Origin of the sequence: Citrobacter sp. RHBSTW-01044, from assembly GCF_013781945.1 — a bacterium.
Classification (GTDB): Bacteria; Pseudomonadota; Gammaproteobacteria; order Enterobacterales; family Enterobacteriaceae; genus Citrobacter; species Citrobacter braakii.
In genome coordinates this window covers 1749107-1772600 of sequence record NZ_CP056180.1, presented here as the reverse complement: position 1 = coordinate 1772600, position 23494 = coordinate 1749107, and the positions used below count along the sequence as shown (strand labels likewise).

The window sequence follows — 23494 nt, the reverse complement described above, 5'->3', positions numbered from 1 at the left end:
CGGTATCACATTAAAGGAGAAGGAAAACCATGAAACAAACGGTTGCCGCTTTTATTGCTAAAACACTCGAACAAGCTGGCGTTAAACGCATTTGGGGTGTGACGGGTGACTCGCTAAATGGCCTTAGTGACAGTCTGAATCGTATGGGAACGATTGACTGGATGCCAACCCGTCATGAAGAGGTTGCGGCCTTCGCCGCGGGCGCTGAAGCGCAGTTGACGGGAGAACTGGCCGTCTGCGCAGGCTCGTGTGGACCAGGCAACCTGCACCTGATTAACGGCCTGTTTGATTGCCACCGCAACCACGTCCCGGTGCTGGCAATTGCTGCTCACATTCCATCCAGTGAGATAGGCAGCGGTTATTTTCAGGAGACCCACCCGCAAGAGTTGTTTCGCGAATGTAGCCACTATTGCGAGCTGGTTTCCAGCCCTGAGCAGATCCCACAGGTGCTGGCAATTGCCATGCGTAAAGCGGTGCTCAACCGCGGCGTCTCCGTGGTGGTATTACCCGGCGACGTTGCGCTGAAGCCAGCACCAGAAAGCGCCAGCACTCACTGGTATCATGCGCCGCTCCCGGTGGTCACTCCGGAAGAAGAAGAGCTCAGAAAACTAGCGCAACTGCTACGCTACTCCAGCAATATCGCCCTGATGTGCGGCAGCGGCTGCGCCGGTGCGCATAAAGAACTGGTTGAGTTTGCTGCTAAAATAAAAGCGCCGATTGTGCACGCCCTGCGTGGTAAAGAGCATGTTGAGTACGACAACCCTTACGACGTGGGCATGACCGGGCTAATTGGCTTTTCATCCGGCTTCCATACCATGATGAATGCCGACACGCTGATCCTGCTCGGTACCCAGTTCCCCTATCGCCCGTTCTACCCCACCGACGCCAAGATTATTCAGATCGATATCAATCCGGCAAGCATTGGCGCGCACAGTAAAGTTGATATGGCGCTGGTAGGCGATATTAAATCCACACTCCGCACCCTGCTGCCGCTGGTGGAAGAAAAAACCGATCGGCAGTTCCTGGATAAAGCGCTGGAACACTATCGTGAGGCGCGTAAAGGGCTGGATGATTTAGCCAAACCCAGCGATAAAGCCATTCATCCGCAGTATCTGGCGCAGCAGATCAGCCACTTTGCCGCTGACGACGCCATCTTCACCTGCGACGTTGGCACGCCAACGGTGTGGGCAGCACGTTATCTGAAAATGAACGGTAAACGCCGTCTGATCGGTTCGTTTAACCACGGGTCGATGGCCAATGCCATGCCCCAGGCGCTCGGCGCACAAGCGACCGAACCGGGACGTCAGGTTGTCGCAATGTGCGGTGACGGTGGTTTTAGCATGCTGATGGGCGACTTTCTGTCGGTTGTGCAAATGAAGCTGCCGGTGAAGATTATTGTCTTCAACAACAGCGTCTTGGGGTTTGTGGCGATGGAGATGAAAGCTGGCGGTTATCTGACCGACGGCACCGAACTGCACGATACAAATTTCGCACGGATTGCCGAGGCTTGCGGCATTACGGGCATTCGCGTGGAGAAATCCTCAGAGGTTGATGAAGCGCTGCGAAGGGCGATGTCGATTGACGGTCCGGTGCTGGTCGATGTGGTCGTCGCGAAAGAAGAACTGGCGATCCCGCCGCAGATCAAACTCGAACAAGCTAAAGGTTTTAGCCTGTATATGCTGCGCGCAATCATCAGCGGGCGCGGTGATGAAGTGATCGAACTGGCGAAAACTAACTGGCTCAGGTAAAACAGAGGGCATTACCTCACTTAAAAAGGAATGCCCGTGATTGATTTACGCAGTGATACCGTCACCCGACCAAGTCGCGCCATGCTCGAAGAGATGATGGCCGCCCCGGTCGGGGACGACGTCTACGGTGATGACCCTACCGTTAATGCCCTCCAGCAATACGCAGCCGAGCTTTCTGGCAAAGAAGCCGCAATTTTCTTACCCACTGGCACTCAGGCGAACCTGGTGGCTCTCCTCAGCCATTGTCAGCGCGGGGAAGAGTATATCGCCGGTCAGGGCGCGCATAACTATCTCTACGAAGCGGGTGGCGCAGCGGTACTCGGCAGCATTCAACCGCAACCTATCGACGCCATGCCGGATGGCTCTTTGCCGCTGGACAAAGTGGCGGCAAAAATCAAAGCGGACGATATCCATTTTGCCCACACGCGTCTGCTCAGCCTGGAAAACACCCACAACGGCAAAGTGCTACCACGCGAGTATCTGAAAGAGGCCTGGGAATTTACCCGTGAGCGCAATCTTGCGCTGCATGTCGACGGCGCGCGTATTTTTAACGCCATCGTCGCCTATGGCTGTGAGTTAAAAGATGTCACGCAATACTGCGATTCGTTCACCATTTGTCTCTCCAAAGGTTTAGGAACGCCGGTAGGCTCACTGCTGGTCGGCAGCCACGAGTACATCAAGCGCGCCATTCGCTGGCGTAAAATGACCGGTGGCGGAATGCGTCAGGCCGGTATTCTGGCGGCGGCGGGACTGTATGCGCTGAAAAATAACGTGTCGCGCTTACAAGAAGACCATGACAACGCCGCCTGGATGGCGGAACAACTGCGCGAAGCAGGAGCGGACGTCATGCGCCACGACACCAACATGCTGTTTGTCCGCGTTGGCGAAGAACACGCTGCGGCACTGGGCGAGTACATGAAAGCGCAAGGCGTGCTGATTAACGCCTCGCCGATTGTGCGTCTGGTGATGCATCTGGACGTATCGCGTGAACAGCTTGCTGAAGTCGTCGCCCACTGGCGCGCTTTTTTAACCCGCTAAGGAGATGGGCGTGCCGCAACGGATTTTGGTTCTTGGCGCCAGTGGCTACATTGGTCAGCATCTGGTACAGGCGCTCAGTCAGCAAGGGCATCAGGTGCTGGCTGCGGCACGCCGCATCGAGCGGCTGGAAAAGCAGCAGTTGGCCAACGTCAGCTGCCATAAGGTCGATTTGAATTGGCCAGATAACCTAACGCCGCTGCTGACCGGCGTTGATACGGTCTATTACCTGGTCCATGGCATGGGAGAAGGCGGTGATTTTATCGCCCATGAGCGCCAGGTAGCAATGAACGTGCGCGATGCGCTACGTGATACGCCAGTCAAACAGCTTATTTTCCTGAGCTCATTACAGGCTCCCCGGCATGAACAATCCGATCATCTACGTGCGCGACAGATAACCGCGGACACCCTGCGCGAATCAGGCGTGCCGATGACCGAATTGCGCGCGGGTATTATCGTAGGGGCAGGTTCTGCCGCCTTTGAAGTGATGCGCGACATGGTCTACAACCTGCCGGTACTCACCCCTCCGCGCTGGGTGCGCTCGCGTACCACGCCTATCGCGCTGGAGAATTTAATGTACTACCTGGTGGCGTTGTTGGATCATCCTACACGCCAACACCGCGTGCTCGAAGCCGCCGGGCCGCAGGTATTGAGCTATCAGGAGCAGTTCGAGCATTTTATGGCGGTCAGCGGTAAACATCGCCTGCTCATCCCTGTCCCCTTTCCTACCCGCTGGATTTCGGTCTGGTTTTTGAACGTCATAACGTCAGTGCCGCCGACCACGGCAAAAGCGCTGATACAGGGGTTAAAACACGACCTGCTGGCCGATGACACCGAATTACGCACGCTGATCCCGCAAAAGCTGATTGCCTTTGATGACGCGGTGCGCAGCACGTTGAAAGAAGAAGAGAAGCTGGTCAATTCCAGCGACTGGGGTTACGACGCGCAGGCATTTGCCCGCTGGCGCCCCGAATATGGCTATTTCGCTAAACAAGCTGGCTTTAGCGTTGAAACCTCCGCCAGTCGGCAGGCGCTGTGGCAGGTGGTGAATCGCCTCGGCGGCAAAGAAGGCTATTTCTTTGGCAATATTTTATGGAAAACGCGCGCGGCGTTGGACCTGCTGGTCGGCCATAAGCTGGCGAAAGGCAGACCGCAACACTCTCTGTTGCAGGTTGGCGATACCGTTGATAGCTGGAAAGTTATCATCGTTGAGCCAGAAAAACAGCTGACGCTGCTGTTTGGGATGAAAGCGCCAGGATTGGGTCGACTGAGCTTCACGCTGGAAGATAAAGGCGACCACCGACGCATTGATGTCCGCGCCTGGTGGCATCCGCACGGCATGCCAGGCCTCTTCTATTGGCTGCTGATGATCCCGGCGCATCTGTTCATTTTCAGAGGGATGGCGAAGCGTATTGCTAAACTTGCAGAACAAATCACAGACTCATGATAAAAAGAGCCTGTATTCTTTCATGTTTCCCATTGCATACAGACGAAATTCACGGAAGAATGCGCACGACGTTTTTTAAACACAGTGGATTGATATGAAGGTACTGGTTACCGGAGCCACCAGCGGCTTAGGCCGAAACGCGGTTGAGTTTTTATGCAGCAAAGGCGTCAGCGTCAGAGCTACCGGTCGCAACGAAGCGATGGGCAAGCTGCTGGAGAAAATGGGCGCAGAGTTTGTGCATGCCGATTTGACCGAGCTGGTCTCTTCGCAGGCAAAAGTGATGCTCGCCGGTATCGATACGCTGTGGCACTGCTCCAGTTTTACCTCACCATGGGGAACTCAGGAAGCTTTCGATCTGGCCAACGTTCGCGCAACCCGCCGTCTGGGCGAGTGGGCCGTGGCCTGGGGCGTTCGTAACTTCATTCATATCTCATCACCGTCGCTCTATTTTGATTATCACCACCATCGCGATATCAAAGAGGACTTCCGCCCCCAACGCTTCGCCAATGAATTCGCCCGCAGTAAAGCGGCTGGCGAAGATGTGATTGCGTTGCTGACACAGGCCAACCCGCAAACCCGTTTTACGGTATTGCGTCCGCAAAGCTTGTTCGGACCACACGATAAAGTCTTTATCCCACGCCTGGCCCATATGATGTACCACTACGGCAGCATTCTGTTGCCGCACGGCGGAAGTGCGCTGGTGGATATGACCTACTACGAGAATGCGGTGCACGCGATGTGGCTGGCAAGTCAGCAAGCCTGCGATAATCTGCCGTCGGGTCGCGCGTACAACATTACCAACGGCGAGCATCGCACCCTGCGCAGTATTGTGCAGAAACTCATCGACGAGCTAAATATTGATTGTCGTATCCGCTCCGTACCCTACCCGATGCTGGACATGATTGCCCGCAGCATGGAGCGGTTAGGCAATAAATCGGCGAAAGAGCCAAAGCTTACGCATTACGGCGTCTCGAAGCTGAATTTTGACTTTACGCTGGATACCACCCGCGCTCAGGAAGAATTAGGCTATCAGCCCGTTGTGACGCTGGATGAAGGGATTGAGCGTACCGCGGCCTGGTTGCGTGACCACGGCAAGCTGCCGCGTTAACCCTGCCCGTATTTCTCCAGTAACGCTTCGGCAATCGCCTGAGTTTCTGCATCCGCCACGCCGTTCCACAACGTCGGGCGGAAGTGCATCTGGAAGGCCATAATCACCCGCCGCTGTTCACGCGGCGTCATTTCAGGTTTTACCTCATAACCATAGCGCGACAGCAGATCGAGCAATGATGAGGTTTCTACCGGTGTATCGGGCGCTCGCCCGGCAAGATAAAACGCCACTCGCTGAGCATCCGGCCACGCGCCAATTCCTTGCGCAGCCAGTTCTTCCCATGGAAACAGCGGACCTGGATCGTCCTTGCGCTGCGGTGCGACATCCGCATGGGCCACCACGTTCTGTGGTTTTATGTCATAGCGGGCAATAATATCTTTCGCCAAGGGGATTAACGCCTGAATTTGCGCGGGTTCAAACGGCGCAAAATACTTGCTGCCCGCCGATTTTTGCCAGCCACGGTTTTCCAGCTCAATGCCGATCGAGGTATCGTTAATTCGCGTAGCGCCGCGCCAGAAGCTAATCCCCGCATGCCAGGCCAGATCTTTTTCCGCTACCAGTTGCCAGATACGCGGTTTGCCGTGGTAGAGCGGCGGCACTGCCGGGATCAGATAGTGCGAGCTGACGTTTTTATCAGTCAGCGTAGCCAGAGAAGAGTCGAAATCATCGGCCGTGTAATGGATAACCAGCACTTTAATGCGCGGGTAAGCAGCCTGTGCCTGACGACGGGTATCTAACTGATACCCGTCTTTGTCGACAATCCCTTTTTCGCCAGCACATCCTACCAGCAGCAGTGTTAATGCCAGCAGAGACAACAAACGCTTCATCGGCGAGTTTTCACCGCGGTGCCGCTGACGCTCACCATCAGCATGCTACCGTCTTTGCCCACGGTTTCGTAATCGATATCGATACCGACTACCGCATCAGCACCGAGCGCTTTTGCCTGTTCACCAAGCTCCTGAAAAGCAATTTCACGCGCTTTACGCAGCTCTTTTTCATACGCGCCGGAGCGACCGCCGACGATATCGCGAATGCCGGCGAAGAAATCGCGGAAGATATTCGCGCCTAAAATGGCTTCGCCAGTCACAACACCGCAGTATTCCACGATGCTCTGCCCTTCCAGCGTAGGGGTAGTCGAAAACTGCATGGTTAATCTCCTTTTTGCGCTAAGAGCACGATCTCAAAAGCATTATCGAACCGATCCACTATCATTGAAAGGATATATTCTTTACACAAAATAATTCGAGTTGCAGGAAGGCGGCAAGAGAGTGAATCCCCAGGAGCATAGATAACTATGTGACTGGGGTGAACGCACGTAGCCAACGCACAAGCAACTTGAAGTATGACATGTCAATCAACGTAGAACACTAATAGTAGAAAGCTAATAAGGAAATCATTATGCGCTACTCGAAACTCTCTCTGCTGGTTCCATGTGCACTACTTCTCAGCGCCTGTACTACCGTAACGCCGGCCTACAAAGATAACGGCACGCGTAGCGGCTCATGCGTAGAAGGCGGGCCAGACAGCGTGGCTCAACAATTCTATGATTACCGTATTCAGCACCGAAACAATGACATTACCCCCCTTCGTCCGTACCTCAGCGATAATCTGGCGAAACTGCTGAACGATGCCAGCCGTGATAACGCGCATCGCGATCTGTTTAACAGCGATCCGTTCTCTAGTCGCGCTACGTTACCGGACAGTGCCAGCGTCGCCAGCGCATCGACCATTCCGAATAGTGATGCACGCAACATTCCGCTGCGCGTAGAGCTTAAACAGGGTGACCAAAGCTGGCGTGATGAAGTGCTGATGATCCGCGAAGGCCAGTGCTGGGTAGTTGACGATGTCCGCTATCTGGGCGGCAGCGTACACGCGCCAGCCGGGACGCTGCGCCAGTCTGTCGAAAACCGCTAACCGCCCCATTCACCTGCCTGAAACATAACCCCCATAAATTGTCTGGCATTCTGCATAGAATGCCGACAATTATTCTTGCCCACTGGTGGCCCCGCTATTTTGTGCTATGTTTAGATAAGAATGCGGTTTGCATTTAACTTTTAACGCATAAATATTGCATAACTATTCTGTCAAAGGTAGTATCTGCGGCTTCAATAGCTATCAGACTGCCAGTATCGAGTGTCAATGAGTATTCAATTAAACGGCATTAACTGCTTCTACGGCGCACATCAGGCGCTGTTCGATATCACGCTGGATTGCCCTCAGGGTGAAACACTGGTGTTACTTGGCCCAAGTGGAGCCGGGAAAAGCTCGCTGCTGCGCGTACTCAACCTGCTTGAGATGCCGCGCTCGGGCACGCTCTCTATTGCGGGAAACCGTTTCGACTTCACGAAGACCCCATCAGACAAAGCCATTCGGGAGCTGCGTCAGAACGTGGGCATGGTCTTCCAGCAATACAACCTTTGGCCGCATCTCACGGTTGTGCAGAATCTGATTGAAGCGCCCTGCCGCGTACTGGGTCTGACAAAAGATCAAGCGCTGGCGCGTGCCGAAAAATTGCTGGAACGTCTGCGCCTGAAGCCGTACAGCGATCGCTACCCACTGCATCTCTCCGGTGGCCAGCAACAGCGTGTGGCCATTGCCCGCGCGTTGATGATGGAGCCGCAGGTGCTGCTGTTTGATGAACCTACCGCAGCGCTTGATCCGGAAATTACTGCCCAAATCGTCAGCATCATTCGTGAACTGGCGGAAACCAACATTACTCAGGTGATCGTCACCCACGAAGTGGAAGTTGCACGTAAAACGGCCAGCCGTGTGGTGTATATGGAAAACGGTCATATCGTCGAGTTTGGGGATGCGAGCTGCTTTGCCAACCCGCAAACCGAAGCGTTTAAAAACTATCTCTCTCACTAAGATTCGGGACAATACAATGAAAAAAGTTCTGATTGCCGCGCTAATCGCAGGTTTTAGCCTTTCCGCTACCGCAGCCCAAACCATTCGTTTCGCCACCGAAGCGTCTTATCCTCCGTTTGAATCTATTGATGCGAATAACAAAATCGTAGGGTTTGACGTTGATCTGGCGAATGCGCTGTGTAAAGAGATTGACGCGACCTGTACCTTCACCAATCAGGCCTTCGACAGCCTGATCCCGAGCCTGAAATTCCGTCGTTTTGACGCGGTGATGGCCGGTATGGACATCACGCCAGAGCGTGAAAAACAGGTTCTGTTCACCACCCCGTATTACGACAACTCTGCCCTGTTTGTTGGCCAACAGGGTAAATACACCGGCATTGACCAGTTGAAAGGCAAAAAAGTCGGTGTACAAAACGGTACTACGCACCAGAAATTCATCATGGATAAACATCCGGAAGTGACCACCGTACCGTATGACAGCTACCAGAATGCCAAACTCGATCTGCAAAATGGTCGTATTGACGGCGTATTTGGTGATACCGCAGTGGTGACCGAATGGCTGAAAGATAATCCAAAGCTGGCCGCAGTTGGCGACAAAGTGACGGATAAAGATTACTTCGGTACGGGTCTGGGCATCGCTGTGCGCCAGGGCAATACCGAGCTGCAGCAGAAATTTAACGCTGCGCTGGAAAAAGTGAAGAAAGATGGGACTTACGAGACCATCTACAACAAATGGTTCCAGAAGTAATACTTGATGAATGAATTTTTTCCTTTAGCAAGCGCCGCCGGGATGACCGTCGGCCTTGCCGTTTGTGCGCTGATTATTGGCCTCGCGCTCGCCATGTTTTTTGCCGTCTGGGAGTCAGTAAAATGGCGTCCGGTGGCATGGACGGGTTCAGCTCTGGTCACCATCCTGCGTGGTCTGCCGGAAATTCTGGTGGTTCTGTTCATCTATTTCGGCTCTTCACAACTGCTGCTGACGCTGGCCGATGGCTTTACGATCAATCTCGGGTTTGTACAAATCCCGGTTCAGATGCAGATCGAAAACTTCGACGTCAGCCCGTTCCTGTGCGGTGTGATTGCGCTGTCATTGCTGTATGCGGCTTACGCGTCGCAAACGCTGCGTGGCGCGCTGAAGGCCGTACCACTCGGACAATGGGAATCAGGTCAGGCGTTGGGTTTGTCTAAAGCCGCGATCTTCTTTCGCCTGGTGATGCCGCAGATGTGGCGTCACGCTCTGCCGGGACTGGGTAACCAGTGGCTGGTATTGCTGAAAGATACCGCGCTGGTCAGCCTTATCAGCGTGAACGATCTGATGCTGCAAACCAAGAGCATTGCCACCCGTACCCAGGAGCCGTTTACCTGGTACATTGTGGCGGCGGCTATTTACCTGGTGATTACGCTGGTGAGTCAGTACATTCTCAAACGCATTGACCTGCGCGCGACACGATTTGAGCGGAGACCAGGCTGATGCTTGAGTATTTACCTGAATTGTTAAAAGGGCTGCATACCAGCCTGACGCTGACGGTCGCCTCCATCGTGGTTGCTCTGGTGCTGGCGCTGGTTTTCACCGTCATCCTGACGCTAAAAACGCCGATTGTGGTCTGGTTGGTTCGCGCTTATATCACGTTGTTTACCGGTACTCCGCTGCTGGTGCAAATCTTCCTGATCTACTACGGGCCAGGGCAGTTCCCGACGCTACAGGAGTATCCGGTACTGTGGCACCTGCTCTCTGAACCGTGGCTGTGCGCCTTAATTGCGCTATCGTTAAACAGTGCGGCTTATACCACCCAGCTGTTCTACGGTGCTATCCGCGCAATCCCGGAAGGCCAGTGGCAGTCCTGTGGAGCGTTGGGGATGAGTAAGAAGGATACGCTGGCGATTCTGTTGCCGTACGCCTTTAAACGCGCCCTCTCCTCGTATTCTAACGAAGTGGTGCTGGTGTTTAAAAGTACCTCACTGGCATACACCATCACGCTGATGGAAGTCATGGGCTATAGTCAGCTGCTGTATGGTCGCACTTATGACGTCATGGTTTTCGGCGCGGCGGGTGTGATTTACCTGATCGTCAACGGTTTGCTGACGCTGATGATGCGCTTGATCGAACGTAAAGCGCTGGCGTTTGAACACCGGAATTAAATCGGTTTTTATGTCTGATGGCGCTACGCTTATCAGGCTACGATTCATCTTCCGTTGTACACTCTCCGGTGAATATGCATAAAGCCAAAATAAAAAAGACGGACAACAACCTAAATTGTCCGTCTTTTTTTATATCTTTAAAAATAACTAATCATTTTTATTGCATATAAATTCATTAAATGGCATTGTTAATTCACGCCGCAGACACGGTAAATAATCATAAGATTGACAGACGGGAGTTCCACCATGAAAAAGTTAGTACTGGCCGCATTACTTGCTACTTTCGCCGCAGGCGCCTCAGCTGCTGATAAAATTAGTTTCGGTGTATCAGCGACTTATCCGCCATTTGAGTCACTGGATGCAAGCAATAAAATTGTCGGTTTTGACATCGACCTGGCAACGGCACTGTGCAAACAAATGCAGGCTGACTGTACTTTCACCAATCATGCTTTTGATAGCTTGATTCCCGCGCTGAAATTCAAAAAATATGATGCGGTGATTTCCGGAATGGACATCACGCCTGAGCGTAGCAAGCAGGTGGCATTTACTCAGCCTTACTATGCAAACTCCGCGCTGGTGATTGCGAAAAAAGACACCTATAAAACCTTTGCCGACCTGAAAGGGAAACGCATTGGCATGGAAAACGGCACCACGCACCAGAAATACCTGCAGGACAAACACCCTGAAGTGAAAACCGTGGCCTACGACAGCTATCAGAATGCGATTATCGACCTGAAAAATGGTCGTATTGATGGCGTATTTGGCGATACCGCCGTGGTTAACGAGTGGCTGAAAACCAACCCGCAGTTAGGCGTAGCCACTGACAAAGTGACCGACCCACAATACTTCGGTACTGGTCTTGGCATTGCGGTTCGCCCGGATAACAAAGCCCTGCTGGAAAAACTGAATAGCGCGCTGGCCGCAATCAAAGCTGACGGCACGTACCAAAAAATCAGCGATCAGTGGTTCCCACAGTAACGTCCACCCAATCTGAAAAGCCGCATTCTGCGGCTTTTTTTATCTCTTCGCCTTCGCTTTCAGTCAGTTCTTACGCCATAAACCCATTCCTGGCGTACACTTGTTAAAACGAAAAAAAGTGAGGCAAACGGATGATAGCGTTCCCTGCCAGTTTACTGATCCTCAATGGAAAAAGTGCTGATAATCTCCCCCTGCGTGATGTCATTGCAGAGCTACGCGATGAAGGCGTGGAAATCCATGTTCGCGTTACCTGGGAAAAAGGCGACGCACAACGCTACGTTGATGAAGCTCGCCAGTTAGGCGTTGCAACGGTGATTGCCGGCGGCGGCGACGGCACAATTAACGAAGTCTCGACGGCGCTGATCCAGTCGCAGGGCGGCAATATCCCGGCGCTCGGTATTTTACCGTTGGGAACGGCGAATGATTTTGCAACCAGCGTAGGCATACCCGACGCCCTTGATAAGGCGTTAAAACTGGCTATCGCCGGAAATGCGACTGATATCGATATGGTTCAGGTCAATGATAAAACCTGTTTTATCAATATGGCGACCGGCGGCTTCGGCACACGCATCACCAGCGAGACGCCAGAAAAACTCAAGGCCGCATTAGGTGGCGTATCGTACTTTATTCACGGATTAATGCGCATGGATACGCTCAAACCCGATATCTGCGACATTCGTGGGGAAGATTTTCACTGGCAGGGTAAGGCGCTGGTCATTGGTATCGGTAATGGTCGTCAGGCCGGTGGTGGGCAACAGCTTTGCCCGACAGCGCTGATCAACGATGGTCTGCTGCAACTGCGTATTTTTACCGGCGAAGAGTTGTTGCCAGGGCTGCTTTCGGCGTTAACGCAATCCGAAGACAACCCTAACATCATCGAAGGCGCATCATCGTGGTTTGATATCCGCGCCCCGCATGAAATTACGTTTAATCTCGATGGCGAACCGCTTAGCGGACAAGAATTTCATATTGAAATCCTGCCCGCAGCGCTACGTTGCAGACTGCCGCCGGGTTGTCCGCTACTGCGTTAACACGACGACACCCCAACTGGAATCAGGCAATGGTGACTTTGCTGTCCAGATAAACATCCTGCACGGCGTTAATCAGCTTAACGCCGTCAGCCATGGTTTTCTTGAATGCTTTTCGTCCAAGAATCAGCCCCATGCCGCCAGCACGTTTGTTAATCACTGCCGTACGTACCGCATCGCTCAGATCGGTTTCGCCGCCAGCCGCACCGCCAGAGTTAATTAATCCGGCGCGCCCCATATAGCAGTTCGCCAGCTGATAACGCACCAGATCGATTGGGTTGTCGCTGGTCAGCTTGCTGTAAACGCGATCGTCGGTGTAGCCAAAGTTGACTGCTTTATACCCGCCGTTATTTTCCGCCATTTTCTGCTTAACGATATCCGCCCCGATAGTGGCTGCCAGATGGTTAGCCTGCCCGGTGAGATCGGCGGAAACATGGTAATCCACGCCATCTTTTTTAAACGCGGAGTTACGCAGATACGCCCATAGCACGGTGACCATGCCCAGTTCATGAGCACGCTCGAACGCCGCAGAAATCTCTTCAATCTGGCGACGGGACTCCTCTGAACCGAAATAGATGGTTGCCCCTACCGCAACCGCGCCCATATTGAATGCCTGTTCTACGCTGGCATACAGCGTCTGGTCAAACGTATTGGGGTAGCTCAGCGTTTCGTTGTGGTTAATTTTTACAAGAAACGGAATGCGGTGCGCGTAGCGACGGGAGACGGAAGCCAACACGCCATAGGTCGATGCCACGCAGTTACACCCTGCTTCGATAGCCAGTTCCACAATATTCTTCGGATCAAAGTACAGCGGGTTAGCCGCAAACGATGCCCCCGCGGAGTGTTCCACGCCCTGATCCACCGGTAGAATTGACAGATAACCTGTCCCAGCCAGTCGGCCCGTGTTATACAGCGTTTGCATATTACGCAGCACCGCTGGCGGACGGTTGTTATCCACCATCACGCGATCGACGTAATCATGTCCAGGCAGGTAAAGTTGGTCAGAAGGAATGGTCATACAACGATGCTGTAAAAGGTTGTCGGCATCTTTGCCAAGCAACTGCGCAATATCAGTCATAGCTATGCTCCCGTAAGTTCCGATTTGAAACCGGAATGTGGATTGTCCTGACCCGCTTTGTTGCGGGCAGCAATAAGCCTGGTACCGACTGCGTTTTTTTTCCATCTTTAGCGCACTTTTCAGCAACTTCTGCTGGCTCGATTCAGGAAGAAATAATGTTAAGGCGGTCAAATTTAGACCTCAAAGGTATTTTAAAGGTATTATCGAATGGTACTATCAGTGCGTACCTTACCTGTCATGAAGGATTTAAAGATGAAAACTACAGTTAAGCTGTCGTTCATGATGTTTGTAGAGTGGTTTATCTGGGGCGCCTGGTTTGTACCGCTGTGGCTGTGGCTGAGTAAAAGTGGCTTTAGCGCCGGGGAGATCGGCTGGTCCTACGCCTGTACCGCGATTGCTGCGATCCTGTCGCCCATCCTGGTCGGTTCTGTCACTGACCGTTTTTTCTCCGCGCAAAAAGTGCTGGCGGTGCTGATGTTCGTCGGCGCTATTTTGATGTACTTCGCCGCCCAGCAAACCACCTTCAGCGGATTTTTCCCGCTGTTACTGGCCTATTCGTTGACCTATATGCCGACGATTGCGCTGACCAACAGTATCGCTTTTGCCAACGTCAGTGACGTTGAGCGTGATTTCCCGCGCATCCGTGTGATGGGGACCATTGGCTGGATCGCCTCTGGTTTGGCCTGCGGTTTCTTACCGCAAATGCTTGGCTATAGTGACATCTCCCCTACCAATATTCCTCTGCTTATCACTGCCGGAAGCTCCGCTCTGTTGGGCGTCTTTGCGTTCTTTTTACCGGATACGCCGCCGAAAAGTACCGGCAAAATGGATTTCAAGGTCATGCTGGGTCTGGATGCGCTGATCCTACTGCGGGATAAGAACTTCCTCGTCTTTTTCTTTTGCTCTTTTCTGTTCGCGATGCCGCTGGCGTTCTATTACATCTTCGCCAACGGTTATCTGACAGAAGTCGGGATGAAAAACGCCACCGGCTGGATGACGCTGGGCCAGTTCTCTGAAATCTTCTTTATGCTGGCGCTACCGTTTTTCACCAAACGCTTTGGCATTAAAAAGGTATTGCTGCTTGGTCTTATTACTGCGGCTATCCGCTACGGATTTTTCGTTTACGGCGGCGCGGAAGAATATTTCACTTACGCTCTGCTGTTTCTCGGCATTCTGCTGCACGGCGTCAGTTACGACTTCTACTACGTCACAGCCTACATTTATGTCGATAAAAAAGCGCCCGTACATATGCGCACCGCGGCGCAAGGGCTTATCACCCTCTGCTGTCAGGGATTCGGTAGCCTGCTCGGTTATCGTCTGGGCGGCGTGATGATGGAAAAAATGTTTGCTTATCAGGAACCGGTGAATGGTCTTACCTTTAACTGGGCTGGCATGTGGGGATTTGGCGCGGTCATGATCGCCGTCATTGCCGTAATGTTTATGATTTTCTTTCGCGAGTCAGATAAAGAAATCACCGCCATTAAGGTGGATGATCGCGATGTAGCGTTGAAACAAGGGGAAGTAAAATGAAAGCAGAACGTATTCTCGGTGCTCTTTATGGGCAGGCGTTAGGGGATGCGATGGGTATGCCGTCGGAACTGTGGCCAAGAACCCGGGTTAAAGCCCATTTCGGTTGGATCGACCGTTTTTTACCCGGCCCTGCGGAGAATAATGCCGCCTGCTATTTTAACCAGGCGGAGTTCACTGATGACACCTCCATGGCGCTGTGTCTGGCTGATGCCCTGCTTGAGTGCGACGGAGAGATTGTACCCGACGTTATTGGCCGCAATATTCTGGCCTGGGCCGAACGTTTTGATGCTTTTAATAAAAACGTGCTCGGCCCGACCTCAAAAATTGCGCTAAAAGCCATTCGCGACGGCAAACCTGTCGCCGAACTGGAAAATAACGGCGTTACCAACGGAGCGGCAATGCGCGTTTCACCGCTGGGATGTCTGCTCCCCGCGCGCGATCTCGATGCCTTTATCGATGATGTGGCATTAGCCTCCAGCCCGACGCATAAATCGGATTTGGCTATCGCTGGCGCAGTGGTGGTCGCGTGGGCGGTATCACGCGCTATCGATGGCGGAAAATGGTCAGAGATTGTCGACGCGCTGCCAGCCATTGCCCGGCATGCGCAGCAAAAAAGGATCACTACCTTTAGCGCATCGCTCTCTGCACGCCTTGAACTGGCGCTGAAAATTGTCCGTAACGCTGACGGCATTGAGTCTGCCTGCGAGCAGTTGTATCAGGTTGTGGGGGCCGGAACCAGCACCATTGAATCCGTGCCTTGCGCCATCGCTATGGTTGAGCTGGCGCAGACCGATCCTAACCGCTGCGCCATTCTGTGCGCGAACCTCGGGGGCGATACCGACACCATCGGGGCGATGGCAACCGCCATTTGTGGCGCGCTCCACGGCGTAAGTGCGATTAATCCGGCATTGAAACATGAGCTCGATGCGGTAAATCAGCTGGACTTTATCCGCTACGCCAGTGGATTGATGCGACTGCGCGAGCAGCGGGAGGCACTATGAGCACCACGCGTCTGCAACAACTTCTCCCGCAGTTACGCACACAGCGACCCGTTACGGTGGTGGGTGCGGCGGTGATTGATGTCATTGCCGATGCGTATGCCCTTCCCTGGCGCGGATGTGACATTGAACTCAAACAGCAAGGGGTGAACGTTGGCGGCTGCGCGCTCAATATCGCCGTAGCACTCAAGCGGTTAGGTATCGACGCCAGTAATGCTTTACCGCTGGGTCAGGGGGTGTGGGCCGATATTATCCGCAACCGGATGGCAAAAGAGGGACTGCACAGCCTGATCGATAACGCCGCAGGCGATAACGGCTGGTGTCTCGCTCTGGTCGAGCCGGATGGCGAACGTACCTTTATGTCCTTTAGTGGCGTCGAAAATCAGTGGAACGCTGACTGGCTGGCACAGCTGGAGATCCCACGTCACAGCCTGGTTTATCTCTCGGGCTATCAGTTAGCCTCTCCGTGTGGTGAGTTGCTGGTGCATTGGCTGGAAGGGCTGGAGGAAGTGACGCCGTTTATCGATTTTGGCCCACGCATCGGCGACATTCCCGAGCCCTTACTGGCAAGAATTATGGCCTGCCGTCCACTGGTATCGCTCAATCGGCAGGAGGCGGAAATTGCCGCCGAGCGGTTTGCATTAAGCCAGGATATAGAAGGTTTTGGCGCACAATGGGTGCAACGTTTTGCCACACCGGTGGTGGTACGCCACGATAAAGACGGTGCGTGGTATTTCAGCACCCAAACTTCCGGTTGCATACCGGCATTTTCGACAGCGGTCGTTGATACCATTGGCGCAGGTGACAGCCACGCTGGCGGCATGCTGGCCGGACTGGCGTCTGGCTGGTCGCTGGCTGACGCGGTACTGCTTGGAAACGCCGTGGCGTCCTGGGTGGTAGGGCATCGCGGGGGCGATTGCGCCCCTACGCGCGAGGCGTTACTCCTCGCACACAAACACGTATAGATCGCTTCGACAATAGCTGATGCTGTATTCAATGGGCCGTTGCTGCTGGTCAAGCGCTACCTGCTTGATCACCAGCACCGGCACTTTTCTGTCCATTTGAATGTGCGCCTGGAACTCTGCGTCAGGCATTCGGGCACTGACACGTGAGCGGGTGCGCTGCGGGAAAATATGCTGGCTGCGAAAATAGTCATACAGTGAAACGCCGATGGCATCCACGTCATGAATTAGATGGGCAGGAACCCATGACTCTTCAATAGAAACCGCATCTTCATCTACGTAGCGAATGCGCTTGAGCAAGAAGACGTCACTCCCCGTGGCAACAGCCAGCTGCTGCGCTACCTCTTCCGGGCAAGGCACAATCCGCTTGTTAACCCACAGCGTATCTGGTTTTTTACCGCGCAACACCACCTGCTGTGAAAAACCACGCGCTTCTTTTAGCGAATACTCGAAGATGTTGTTGATCTGCGTCCCGTAACCGCGGGCGCGCGTCACGACGCCTTCTTCTTCCAGGGCTTGCATCGCCTTACGAACCGTAATTCGCGAAACGCCAGTCAATTGGCTGAGATCGCGCTCGCCGGGCAGGATGTTTCCATGCTCCAGAATCCCGCTGCGCACAGCGTTTTTCACCGTTTGCGCAAATTTCATATACAGCGGCGTGTTATCTGCCGCGGAAATACGTTCATTCAGTTGCGCGATAAGCTGGGTATGCGCTTGTTCCATTTATCTTTTTCCTGCAGCCGTTTCTGCAGCCAGTATACTCATTACCACCACGCGTGGAAATGATGCACCGGACCAATTCCCTCACCGACTTCCAGGGTGTCGGCCTGCGCCAATGCCGCTGAAAGCCACAACTTAGCTTCCTGCACTGTCTGTGCCCAGTTGTCATGGCGCGGACGCAGCGCCGCCAGCGCCGCCGATAGCGTACAGCCAGTACCGTGGGTATTTTTGGTCATCACCCTTGGCGCGGTAAAACGCTGTTCGCCATCACGGGTAAAGAGCCAGTCGGGGCTTTGCGCATCCACCAGATGACCGCCTTTCATCAACACCGCCTCGCAACCCAGCGCCCGCAGCGCCCTTCCCTGCTCTAACATCTCCTGCTCAGTCTGCGCATGGGGAGCCCCGAGCAGCGCCGCAGCTTCGGGTAAATTTGGGGTGATAATCGAAACCTGCGGCAGCAAATGGGTACGCAGCGTTTCAACCGCCGAGGGAGACAGCAACGGATCGCCGCTTTTCGCCAGCATCACGGTATCCAGCACGACATTTTGCACCCGATGGCGACGCAAACGTTCGGCGACCGCTTCAACAATATCCGTTTCCGCCAGCATACCGATTTTAGTGGTGTCGATACGCACATCACTAAATACGGAATCCAGTTGTGCGGCGACAAAGTCAGGTTCAATGCGATACACCGACTGCACCCCGCGCGTATTTTGCGCCACCAACGCCGTGATAACCGAGCAGCCGTAAGCGCCAAGCGCCGAGAACGTTTTTAAATCGGCCTGAATACCTGCGCCACCGCTTGGATCGGTTCCGGCAATGGTTAATGCGTTAATCCGTTTCATAGTTGCTCCTGCGCGTTCAGGTTATAGAGGGCGTCGATAAATGCCGGGACAAAACTGCCCGGTCCGGTTGATTGTTGAGTGGCTATTTGTCCAGCCTGTTTCATCCAGCTACAGGCGGAGGCGACGTTATCAAGCCGGTCACCGTGCAGGGCGCAGCTGGCCGCAACGACCGCCGACAGCGCGCATCCGGTGCCCACCACGCGCGTCATCAACGGATCACCGCCGTTCACGCAGACGGTACGCTGACCATCGGTGACATAGTCAATTTCGCCGGTAACCACGACAATGGTCCCAACCTGACGAGCCAGTGCCTGCGCTGCAGGAAGCGCAGCGGCTGCCGTATCGGTCGTATCCACGCCGCGTCCCCCACCGTTCATACCCGCCAGAGCCAGTATTTCCGAAGCGTTGCCGCGGATAGCTGCAGGCTGTAGCGCCAACAAATCCAGACAGAAGCGACGACGAAACTCCAGCGCCCCCACGGCAACGGGATCGAGCGTCCACGGGGTTTTAGCAAGTTGTGCCCGCTCAACTGCGGCACGCATCGCCGTAGCCCGTTCCCGGGTTAAGGTGCCGACGTTAACCAGTAATGCACTGGCAATAGCCGCGAACTGACTGGCTTCCTCAGGCTCGATTACCATTGCAGGTGATGCGCCCAGCGCCAGCAGCGTATTGGCCGTAAAGCTTTGCACGACCTCGTTGGTCATGCAGTGTGTGAGAGGGGAAAGCGTTCTAAATTGGTGTAAGGTGTGAGCCGCGAGTGTGCGGCTGTGCAGGTCAGGCTGCATGGTTCAGCTCCTGCCCGCGCGAAGAAGGGACACGAGCAGTGTCAGACTTCCCTACGCTGGCATTATCCAGATCAGGTGGTACGGGTATTTCTCAGCCTTCACCAGGAAGGGCACCCCGAGTCGTTGAAACACAAGTTTCGGTAACAGAATACTGCCTACGCTTGATGATGTAAATTAGCGCAGCACCATGGCCCTCCACGAAATTACGGGGTAAGGTTGTAGCTATTCTGTACATTCATTTACACTTTTTACGAAATGACTGGCGTGATCACAAAAAAGTTCTTGTCAGATGCCCTATAAGCCAGGAATGATACACGACTGATGTTGATGACCCGAACAGGTAAAGAGGATGGGTATGAAGAATAAAATGTTGCTGGGTGCACTCCTGCTTGCAAGCAGCGTCGTCTGGGCCGCGCCGGCCGCAACAGCTGCTCCCACCGGAATTGATAAGTATGAGTTGAGCGGTTTCATCGCCGACTTTACCCATTTTAAACCTGGTGACACGGTCCCACCGCTGTACCGTACTGACGAATATGCGATTAAGCAATGGAACCAACGCAACCTGCCAGCCCCTACCGCCGGTACCCACTGGACCTACATGGGTGGTGCGTACGTGCTGATCAACGATGCTGACGGTAAGATCATTAAAGCCTACGACGGCGAGATTTTTTATCATCGTTAATAGAAAAAACACGTACTTTCAGCAAGAAAGTACGTGAAATACCCGCAAATCAATTAGTCATAAGATACTGCAAATATCACTTTACTTTGTACTTCACCAGGCAGTAATGATTCCCCTGTCACGCGAACATATTTCGCAGTGATAGGGAAAGTGTACTGATTACTGATTGCTTCCAGTTTGGTCATTCTGTTCATCAGATTATCCCCCTGTTTTAGGGGAGAAGTCGCGGTGCCATTATATATCTGGAACCCCACACCTTTGGCGCCATTTGCTATCGTGTTTTTTAGTATTTTCCCGCTTTCATCCCAGTCACCGCGCACCACCTTAAAAGTGACGGGATTAGTGGTGACGTTATATATACTTTCGCAATTCAATACCAGATTTGTGGAACCCGATTTGGTATTATTAACCGTGAGCATTTCATTTAATGTGGTATCTGGCATTTTAATTTCGTATCGAGGTAATGAAAACTGACACGTGGTGGGTTTATGCGTTACTGTAAAGCTTAAATTCTGTGTAAAAGCTGAATTACTCGATAAACGTCCGGTAACCCAGCAATAAAGATAAGCTAACCAGTTTGAAGTACAAGAATTATCAGAGGTAATACTTACTGCCGGGTCGCTCAGACTAAACGCATCACCGGATACTGTCTGCTTAATAGTCCCTGAATTTACATATCTTGCTGAGATGGTGAAACTTTTGGTATCCAGCACTTCGCCGGCACTAACCGTTTTCTTACCAATACTTACTGGAAAATCATTGCTGGTCAGATTGATATTAATTAAAACCTTCTTGCCGCTGCCCCCCTGAATTGCAACAATGTAATCCTTGAGCGGTGTTGTATAATATAAGCTATCACTGTTGGCTGTACACACTATGTTGCCACTGGAACTGAGATTAATTTGATTTGTTGCTGTTCCAGATGTCATATCCAGATTAATTGTCGTTAACCCGCCATTTTTTGTCTGAAATGTACACCCGGCATCAGCACCAAAGGATGACAGCAGCAAAAATATCAAAAATACGTATCCTTTCATATCTTGCATCCTTATCGGCAAATATAGACTTTATTCTCATCAATCACCCTATCGAAGGTAATTGTACAGAACTGTCCCTGCTGTTTATTAACTGCAACACGTACCGACGCGGGAATGTCGTTGGTGCGAATAAATAACCGACTACCCTGCCCCACCAAACCAACATTATTACCGATATCATCTTCCACTTCATAACCGAAAGATAACGGAGAGCCGTCCGGACGCTCGGCCAGGAAGTACCAGGGTTTGCGCCGATCGGTTTCAAACTCCGTCATCACGACCGCACCGCGATAGGGTACTGTACCTTTTCGATTGCCCAGTAATGCCACATCGCTATTAGTGTCGGAAAGATCCAGCATCAGCATATTTTCACGGTACGGCGTCAGACTGTCGTAAACCGCGTAACCTTTACTGTTGGTCGTTAGGTAACGATGCCCTTGCACAGCCGCACCCTGTAACCCAGGCGCTTTAACAATGGCGAATGTATCTGAAAGCCGGGGAGTCAAAGCCACGCCCTCAGACCACACCACGATCCCCCCCTGAATATTGCCGCTGGCCTGTTGATACTTATTCGATTGGCTGTAACTACTGCCTACCGTCGCCACTGGCGCGCGCCAGACCATGCTAACGCCCGCAGTTGTCTCGTTCCCCTGTCGTTGCTGACTGAGGTTGGCACCATAGCTGAATTGATCGCGATGACCCGTCACCCCGCTTAAGCTGGTGTTATTCGACTGAAAGCCGTCATTATCAAACGTCGTGGAATTAGAGACGAACAGATCGCGTCGAGGAGTGGAAATACCGTCCCCCCACGAGAACGGGATGGAGATATACAGGTTAAAACGCTTATCCTCGTGGTTGTCCTCATCGTACGTTTGACTCACGGCAACGGTATAGCTAACTCGCTGCCAGGCGTTAGAGTAGCTAAGCTGATAATCTTTGCCGTTTCCACTGCGTTGCCAATAGTCGCGCCACAGGCCACTGACCGCCAGGGATCCCCAGTTTTCGGGTAACGCTTGATTTATATTCAGTGAAAAACTGTTCTTGCGGCCAAAGTCATTTTGATAGTAGTCCGCAATGTCATAAACGTCGTTTTTATCGCGATTATAGTTATTTTTATTATTCGCCCACACGTAGTCATTAAAGGTACGATAATCCCGCGAGGAATAACGATAAGCTGCAAGTGCAAACTGCGTACCGGTCTGCGTGACATATTTGTTCCATGCAACCTGATAGCTCTGACCATCAAAAACATCACTATTATCCTGCTCGCTATGCGATCGCGTGGCGTCTACCGATACTGCGCCAATGGGGGTATTCCAGCCAGTCCCAAGCACAAATGAAGAATAGTTTTGCGACAGCATTGTACCGCCATAGACCGTTAGCAGATTGTTCAGACCATACTGATAACTCCCTTGCAGGAAATCATACTGATTGCCAGCCCCTTCAATATGGCTACGCCCTGCAGCGAAATCATATTTCGATACGCCAGATTGCAGCATATTTGGCACAGATGAAAAAGGCACCAGATAATGAGATATCGAACCGTTAGCCTCTTTCACACTGACATCTAAATCCGAACCGCCACCAGCGAGTTGTAGATCATCAATAGCAAATGGGCCTGGTGGCACTTCTTTCTGGTAAATAACAAAACCATTTTGTTCGATGGTTACCAGGGCGTTGCTCTGGGCAATCCCACGAACTACAGGGGTAAAATTCTGTTTTGAGTTTGGTAACATTTGCATATCGCGCCAGATACGCACACCACGAAAACGTACGGCATCAAAAATATCTGCCCCGGTATACATGTCACCGGCGCGCAATGTACCAAGAATCGACGGCACACCACGTTCCACATATAACGTGTTGCTCTTCCATTTGCCGTTGCCCTCATTACCTTTCGTATAGTTGTCACTTGAATGCAACTGCCACCCCAGCAGGTTCAACCCGCTATTCAGGTTCACATAGCTGCTTTTATCATCACCACCGTGTTTATAATTACTGTAATACTGGCTGGCGTAATAAGAGGTATAAAAAGCGTTCACCCCGCGATCCCAGGTTTCAGGCGGCATATATCCTGGTTCATATTCAACCACATACGCCTGAGGCACGCTTAAATTTAGAATAAACTCCCCAATGTCATAACTAACACTGCCGCCCTGCACTGCTGCACGCAGCGGCACGCAGCCTTCTTGTTTATCCGTTTTAATGTTCCCGGTGCGAATACCAATTTGCTGCAATTGTGCCCAGGGCAGACATGTCAGTTCGGGATCATCTTTAATATCAATATCGTACCGACCACGCCACTTATTATTAAGATAAACATCCATTTCATATATACCGGGCATTGGCTTATCGCCATCAATTTGATAGCGAGAGATTTTCTCACCATTCAAACCACCGATCATAAAGTGGGTATCAAACGTGTCTTCTTCAGCCCATACGGATGAAGCGGCCAACACCGACAGGATTGACAGTGTAATAGAATTTATCTTTGACATAATCAATC

At 52.5% G+C, this 23494-nt stretch carries 23 protein-coding genes and 1 riboswitch; of the genes, 15 read left to right on the top strand and 8 right to left on the bottom strand.

The genetic code is table 11. The features are described from left to right. The first annotated feature begins 29 nt into the window (after positions 1-29). The 4 genes from poxB to HV352_RS08500 all read left to right on the top strand — a co-directional run bounded on the left by poxB (position 30) and on the right by HV352_RS08500 (position 5338). Positions 30-1748: a ubiquinone-dependent pyruvate dehydrogenase gene (gene poxB, locus HV352_RS08515; protein WP_181635346.1), complete on the top strand. Its 1719-nt coding sequence runs from the start codon at positions 30-32 to the stop codon at positions 1746-1748. 36 nt (positions 1749-1784) lie between these two features. After that, positions 1785-2786 carry a low-specificity L-threonine aldolase gene (ltaE, locus tag HV352_RS08510; protein WP_181635345.1) on the top strand — a complete coding sequence of 334 codons (1002 nt, stop codon included), beginning with the start codon at positions 1785-1787 and terminating at the stop codon, positions 2784-2786. 10 nt (positions 2787-2796) lie between these two features. Then, entirely contained in the window at positions 2797-4230 is a 1434-nt protein-coding gene (locus tag HV352_RS08505) for an SDR family oxidoreductase (protein WP_016156947.1), read from the top strand. Positions 4231-4324: 94 nt separating this feature from the next. Continuing rightward, a complete protein-coding gene (locus HV352_RS08500) occupies positions 4325-5338 on the top strand; it encodes an NAD(P)-dependent oxidoreductase (RefSeq protein ID WP_016153664.1) in 1014 nt (337 codons plus the stop codon). Here HV352_RS08500 and HV352_RS08495 read toward each other — a convergent pair. Further along, complete coding sequence (locus tag HV352_RS08495; protein WP_016153665.1) at positions 5335-6165, bottom strand: N-acetylmuramoyl-L-alanine amidase; 831 nt, start codon at positions 6163-6165, stop codon at positions 5335-5337. The genes HV352_RS08500 and HV352_RS08495 overlap by 4 nt on opposite strands. After that, positions 6162-6485, bottom strand: coding sequence for a heavy metal-binding domain-containing protein (locus HV352_RS08490; RefSeq protein WP_001160725.1), 324 nt, complete (start codon positions 6483-6485; stop codon positions 6162-6164). The genes HV352_RS08495 and HV352_RS08490 overlap by 4 nt, the downstream gene beginning before the upstream one ends. A gap of 251 nt (positions 6486-6736) precedes the next feature. Here HV352_RS08490 and HV352_RS08485 point away from each other — a divergent pair, with 251 nt between their 5' ends. The 7 genes from HV352_RS08485 to yegS all read left to right on the top strand — a co-directional run bounded on the left by HV352_RS08485 (position 6737) and on the right by yegS (position 12354). Continuing rightward, positions 6737-7252, top strand: a complete 516-nt coding sequence (locus HV352_RS08485) for a lipoprotein (protein ID WP_016153666.1) — start codon at positions 6737-6739, stop codon at positions 7250-7252. Positions 7253-7477: 225 nt separating this feature from the next. Next, positions 7478-8206, top strand: a complete 729-nt coding sequence (gene artP, locus HV352_RS08480; RefSeq protein ID WP_016156950.1) for an arginine ABC transporter ATP-binding protein ArtP — start codon at positions 7478-7480, stop codon at positions 8204-8206. Between the two features lie 16 nt (positions 8207-8222). Next, positions 8223-8954 (top strand): arginine ABC transporter substrate-binding protein ArtI, encoded by a 732-nt coding sequence (gene artI / locus HV352_RS08475; protein ID WP_016156951.1) that lies wholly within the window; start codon positions 8223-8225, stop codon positions 8952-8954. 6 nt (positions 8955-8960) lie between these two features. After that, positions 8961-9677: an arginine ABC transporter permease ArtQ gene (artQ, locus tag HV352_RS08470; RefSeq protein WP_016153668.1), complete on the top strand. Its 717-nt coding sequence runs from the start codon at positions 8961-8963 to the stop codon at positions 9675-9677. Continuing rightward, on the top strand, positions 9677-10345 hold the full coding sequence (gene artM, locus HV352_RS08465; RefSeq protein ID WP_016153669.1) for an arginine ABC transporter permease ArtM: 669 nt from the start codon (positions 9677-9679) through the stop codon (positions 10343-10345). Before artQ ends, artM begins: the two co-directional genes overlap by 1 nt. A 246-nt stretch (positions 10346-10591) precedes the next feature. Next, positions 10592-11323, top strand: a complete 732-nt coding sequence (gene artJ, locus HV352_RS08460; RefSeq protein WP_016153670.1) for an arginine ABC transporter substrate-binding protein ArtJ — start codon at positions 10592-10594, stop codon at positions 11321-11323. A 131-nt stretch (positions 11324-11454) separates the two neighbouring features. Further along, entirely contained in the window at positions 11455-12354 is a 900-nt protein-coding gene (gene yegS / locus HV352_RS08455) for a lipid kinase YegS (RefSeq protein WP_046275436.1), read from the top strand. A 22-nt stretch (positions 12355-12376) separates the two neighbouring features. Here yegS and fbaB read toward each other — a convergent pair whose 3' ends face one another. Beyond that, complete coding sequence (gene fbaB / locus HV352_RS08450) at positions 12377-13429, bottom strand: class I fructose-bisphosphate aldolase (RefSeq protein ID WP_016153672.1); 1053 nt, start codon at positions 13427-13429, stop codon at positions 12377-12379. A gap of 252 nt (positions 13430-13681) precedes the next feature. Between fbaB and HV352_RS08445 the strand changes: the two genes are divergently transcribed. From HV352_RS08445 to HV352_RS08435, 3 genes are read left to right on the top strand one after another with little or no spacing between them, the layout of a single operon-like run. Continuing rightward, entirely contained in the window at positions 13682-14959 is a 1278-nt protein-coding gene (locus HV352_RS08445; RefSeq protein WP_016153674.1) for a nucleoside permease, read from the top strand. Next, entirely contained in the window at positions 14956-15960 is a 1005-nt protein-coding gene (locus HV352_RS08440) for an ADP-ribosylglycohydrolase family protein (protein WP_019077202.1), read from the top strand. Before HV352_RS08445 ends, HV352_RS08440 begins: the two co-directional genes overlap by 4 nt. Beyond that, positions 15957-16922, top strand: coding sequence for a PfkB family carbohydrate kinase (locus HV352_RS08435; RefSeq protein ID WP_049269029.1), 966 nt, complete (start codon positions 15957-15959; stop codon positions 16920-16922). Before HV352_RS08440 ends, HV352_RS08435 begins: the two co-directional genes overlap by 4 nt. Here the strand turns inward: HV352_RS08435 and HV352_RS08430 are convergent. Genes HV352_RS08430 through thiM form a run of 3 tightly spaced genes read right to left on the bottom strand, consistent with a single transcriptional unit; the run spans position 16896 to position 19269 of the window. Further along, entirely contained in the window at positions 16896-17642 is a 747-nt protein-coding gene (locus HV352_RS08430) for a GntR family transcriptional regulator (protein ID WP_181635344.1), read from the bottom strand. The two genes, HV352_RS08435 and HV352_RS08430, sit on opposite strands and share 27 nt — an antisense overlap. Before the next feature lie 41 nt (positions 17643-17683). After that, positions 17684-18484: a bifunctional hydroxymethylpyrimidine kinase/phosphomethylpyrimidine kinase gene (gene thiD, locus HV352_RS08425; RefSeq protein WP_181635343.1), complete on the bottom strand. Its 801-nt coding sequence runs from the start codon at positions 18482-18484 to the stop codon at positions 17684-17686. Next, the gene (thiM, locus tag HV352_RS08420; protein ID WP_103766534.1) at positions 18481-19269 is read right to left on the bottom strand and encodes a hydroxyethylthiazole kinase; all 789 of its coding nucleotides are present in this window, start codon (positions 19267-19269) and stop codon (positions 18481-18483) included. Before thiM ends, thiD begins: the two co-directional genes overlap by 4 nt. A gap of 31 nt (positions 19270-19300) precedes the next feature. After that, positions 19301-19397, bottom strand: a riboswitch (TPP riboswitch). A gap of 221 nt (positions 19398-19618) precedes the next feature. Here thiM and HV352_RS08415 point away from each other — a divergent pair. After that, positions 19619-19951 carry an RcnB family protein gene (locus HV352_RS08415; RefSeq protein ID WP_019077205.1) on the top strand — a complete coding sequence of 111 codons (333 nt, stop codon included), beginning with the start codon at positions 19619-19621 and terminating at the stop codon, positions 19949-19951. 53 nt (positions 19952-20004) lie between these two features. Here HV352_RS08415 and HV352_RS08410 read toward each other — a convergent pair whose 3' ends face one another. Then, a complete protein-coding gene (locus HV352_RS08410; RefSeq protein WP_103928370.1) occupies positions 20005-20988 on the bottom strand; it encodes a fimbrial protein in 984 nt (327 codons plus the stop codon). Between the two features lie 11 nt (positions 20989-20999). Continuing rightward, positions 21000-23486, bottom strand: a complete 2487-nt coding sequence (locus HV352_RS08405; RefSeq protein ID WP_181635342.1) for a fimbrial biogenesis outer membrane usher protein — start codon at positions 23484-23486, stop codon at positions 21000-21002. Positions 23487-23494 lie beyond the last annotated feature (8 nt).

Bases quoted from the DNA above. Each gene is read 5' to 3' on its own strand.
- thiD (WP_181635343.1), bottom strand. From the start codon at position 18,484: ATGAAACGGATTAACGCATTAACCATTGCCGGAACCGATCCAAGCGGT.
- HV352_RS08415 (WP_019077205.1), top strand. From the start codon at position 19,619: ATGGGTATGAAGAATAAAATGTTGCTGGGTGCACTCCTGCTTGCAAGC.
- artP (WP_016156950.1), top strand. From the start codon at position 7,478: ATGAGTATTCAATTAAACGGCATTAACTGCTTCTACGGCGCACATCAG.
- HV352_RS08490 (WP_001160725.1), bottom strand. From the start codon at position 6,485: ATGCAGTTTTCGACTACCCCTACGCTGGAAGGGCAGAGCATCGTGGAA.
- thiM (WP_103766534.1), bottom strand. From the start codon at position 19,269: ATGCAGCCTGACCTGCACAGCCGCACACTCGCGGCTCACACCTTACAC.
- HV352_RS08405 (WP_181635342.1), bottom strand. From the start codon at position 23,486: ATGTCAAAGATAAATTCTATTACACTGTCAATCCTGTCGGTGTTGGCC.
- yegS (WP_046275436.1), top strand. From the start codon at position 11,455: ATGATAGCGTTCCCTGCCAGTTTACTGATCCTCAATGGAAAAAGTGCT.
- HV352_RS08485 (WP_016153666.1), top strand. From the start codon at position 6,737: ATGCGCTACTCGAAACTCTCTCTGCTGGTTCCATGTGCACTACTTCTC.
- artQ (WP_016153668.1), top strand. From the start codon at position 8,961: ATGAATGAATTTTTTCCTTTAGCAAGCGCCGCCGGGATGACCGTCGGC.
- HV352_RS08410 (WP_103928370.1), bottom strand. From the start codon at position 20,988: ATGAAAGGATACGTATTTTTGATATTTTTGCTGCTGTCATCCTTTGGT.
- fbaB (WP_016153672.1), bottom strand. From the start codon at position 13,429: ATGACTGATATTGCGCAGTTGCTTGGCAAAGATGCCGACAACCTTTTA.
- artJ (WP_016153670.1), top strand. From the start codon at position 10,592: ATGAAAAAGTTAGTACTGGCCGCATTACTTGCTACTTTCGCCGCAGGC.
- HV352_RS08445 (WP_016153674.1), top strand. From the start codon at position 13,682: ATGAAAACTACAGTTAAGCTGTCGTTCATGATGTTTGTAGAGTGGTTT.
- artM (WP_016153669.1), top strand. From the start codon at position 9,677: ATGCTTGAGTATTTACCTGAATTGTTAAAAGGGCTGCATACCAGCCTG.
- HV352_RS08435 (WP_049269029.1), top strand. From the start codon at position 15,957: ATGAGCACCACGCGTCTGCAACAACTTCTCCCGCAGTTACGCACACAG.
- HV352_RS08430 (WP_181635344.1), bottom strand. From the start codon at position 17,642: ATGGAACAAGCGCATACCCAGCTTATCGCGCAACTGAATGAACGTATT.
- HV352_RS08500 (WP_016153664.1), top strand. From the start codon at position 4,325: ATGAAGGTACTGGTTACCGGAGCCACCAGCGGCTTAGGCCGAAACGCG.
- poxB (WP_181635346.1), top strand. From the start codon at position 30: ATGAAACAAACGGTTGCCGCTTTTATTGCTAAAACACTCGAACAAGCT.
- HV352_RS08495 (WP_016153665.1), bottom strand. From the start codon at position 6,165: ATGAAGCGTTTGTTGTCTCTGCTGGCATTAACACTGCTGCTGGTAGGA.
- HV352_RS08440 (WP_019077202.1), top strand. From the start codon at position 14,956: ATGAAAGCAGAACGTATTCTCGGTGCTCTTTATGGGCAGGCGTTAGGG.
- artI (WP_016156951.1), top strand. From the start codon at position 8,223: ATGAAAAAAGTTCTGATTGCCGCGCTAATCGCAGGTTTTAGCCTTTCC.